Source organism: Serratia microhaemolytica, from assembly GCF_004011885.1.
In the GTDB taxonomy this organism is placed as follows: Bacteria; Pseudomonadota; Gammaproteobacteria; order Enterobacterales; family Enterobacteriaceae; genus Serratia_G; species Serratia_G microhaemolytica.
On record NZ_SBEF01000089.1, the window covers coordinates 1 to 2,162 of the forward strand.

General features: G+C 46.7%; 3 protein-coding genes and 1 pseudogene. 3 read left to right on the top strand and 1 reads right to left on the bottom strand.

Annotated elements, in window-relative coordinates:
• Both EOJ37_RS13900 and EOJ37_RS13905 read left to right on the top strand, forming a co-directional pair.
• Positions 1-1,133 (top strand): VENN motif pre-toxin domain-containing protein (locus EOJ37_RS13900; protein ID WP_206194072.1); only part of this gene is annotated, 1,133 nt, incomplete at its 5' end.
• The gene (locus EOJ37_RS13905) at positions 1,133-1,399 is read left to right on the top strand and encodes a hypothetical protein (RefSeq protein ID WP_127960475.1); all 267 of its coding nucleotides are present in this window, start codon (positions 1,133-1,135) and stop codon (positions 1,397-1,399) included. The genes EOJ37_RS13900 and EOJ37_RS13905, both read left to right, overlap by 1 nt.
• Before the next feature lie 165 nt (positions 1,400-1,564).
• Here the strand turns inward: EOJ37_RS13905 and EOJ37_RS13910 are convergent.
• Positions 1,565-1,810, bottom strand: a pseudogene (locus tag EOJ37_RS13910) (transposase domain-containing protein); the annotation flags it as partial.
• 3 nt (positions 1,811-1,813) lie between these two features.
• Here EOJ37_RS13910 and EOJ37_RS13915 point away from each other — a divergent pair.
• Positions 1,814-2,162: VENN motif pre-toxin domain-containing protein (locus tag EOJ37_RS13915; RefSeq protein ID WP_162473710.1), on the top strand; the 349-nt coding region annotated here is incomplete at its 3' end.

The following is a 2,162-nucleotide window of genomic DNA, read 5'->3' on the forward strand; positions in this document are numbered from 1 at the left end:
GCGCGGAGTTGATGGCGAACGCGATCATGAACTCGCTCTACCCGGGCAAAAAAGTGAGTGAATTAACCGAGGAAGAGAAGCAGAATATCGCCTCACTGAGCACACTCGCCGCTGGCCTGGCCGGAGGATTACTGGGCGACAGCAGCAGCGACACCGCGAAAAGCGCCCAGATAGGGAAGAACGCGGTGGAGAATAACCGTCTGCGCACCGAGAATGAGCAGAAGATTGTCAACAATCTGACCAGTGCAGGGCAAGATCTGAATAAACTGGAAGCGGCATCGTGTGCTTTAACCAAGTGTTATGCACAATATCCGTTTGGTTCTGCTGAGTATGAAAAAAACTGGGCATTGGCGCAAGAGGGGGAAAATTATCAGGAGGAACAGCAACTACTGAAGAACTACGAGTTGCTGACCAGTGAGCTTAGTGATCCGCTTTACTGGAATAAAGTTCCGGAAGAAGTCAAAGCCAAATATCAGGGTTTTGAGTATACCCAAGCGGATCAGATCACTGATGGTCAGCAATCGTATGATGCTTGGAAGAAGAGTTACATTGCGGATAAGTTGGGGATTTCACCAGGTTTAGTGGAGTTAACTAGTACGGGCTTTACTGTTAGCATGGTTGCGGTAGCTACATCGCAGGCAGGGAAGGTGATAGCAGAGATTGAAAAGCCCACTGTAAATCAAAGCAGTAAAGTTATACAGAATCAAGGTGGCAACTTACCTGTCATTCGTGAAGGCAAGGTTACTTATGAACCGTTAGCTAAACCTGACGCGAATGAAACAAGGGCTGGGCAGAGATTTGCTGATCAGGGATATGATGTAACATATAGAGCAACAGCATCAGATCAGGGGATTTCAGGCACAAGAACATCGGATTTATATGTTGATGGGATTGGTAGGGTTGATGTCTACACGCCTAAGACAACCAAGGCTAAGAGCATAATAACTACAATCGAGAAAAAAGACAGCCAAACATCAGCAGTACTTGTACAGGTTGATTTGACAGGTGCAGAAATGAGCAGTATTGCTGCTAGAGTTTGGGGTAAACCCAATGTTAAGAATGTTAATACGTTGTTTTTTCAAGACGCTACAGGGCAAATTCATCGTTTTGATCGTCCCATAGGAGGTAACTGATGTCGAAACTAGCTTGTAAATGTGGGCATGTGATGGTTGCTCGTACAATGGAAGAGGATTTTTTATATGAAATTATTCCTCAAAAAGTCATTATACAGCTACTGAATGAATGGGATGAAAAAGATACTGCTTTCACAAGTGATGACTTTTTTGATTATTACAATCAATTTAGGCAAGACGTTTATAAATGCCCCTCTTGTGGAAGAGTGATCATTGAAAATGAACCCAGAGCTAATAAATTTAGCTTTTATGCAAAGGAACTGTGATCAGTTTTATTTGTTAGCTATCTCAGTGACAGATAACTGATAAACGCCCCAAGCCTAACAGCCTGGGGCGTTGTTATGAGTGGTTGCTACTCGGTCACCACCAAGGTAATACCACGGCGAACTCACATTGACGCGATTAGCCGACTCTGCATCATGCAGAACCGGCTAATCAGTAAAGGGGTTTTCCGGGAAGGGAAGCAGTTCGTGCAGGCGTTCTTTCGGCCACTCAGGTAAACGCGTCAGTATCGATTTTAACCATGCATACGGCTCCAAACCGTTCAGCCGCGCGGTTTCCAGCAAACTCATGATGGTTGCTGCGCGCTGCCCTGCTGCCAACGACCCCGCGAACAACCAGTTGGAGCGCCCCATCACCACCGGGCGAATGGCACGTTCACACCGGTTATTGCGGAGTTGATGGCGAACGCGATTATGAACTCGCTCTACCCGGGCAAAAAAGTGAGTGAATTAACCGAGGAAGAGAAGCAGAATATCGCCTCACTGAGCACACTCGCCGCCGGTCTAGCCGGAGGGTTACTGGGCGACAGCAGCAGCGACACCGCGAAAAGCGCCCAGATAGGGAAGAACGCGGTGGAGAATAACTACCTGAGTGTGTCTGAAAAGACAGAACTTGAGTTGGCGAAACAGGCGTTACAAAAGGCGACTGATCCGGCTGAAAAAGAAAAAGCGCAGGAAAAAATCAACGCACTGATTGAAAAAGATATTAGCAGTAATCAGAAAGTGCTGGATGCCTGTAGCAATGGAG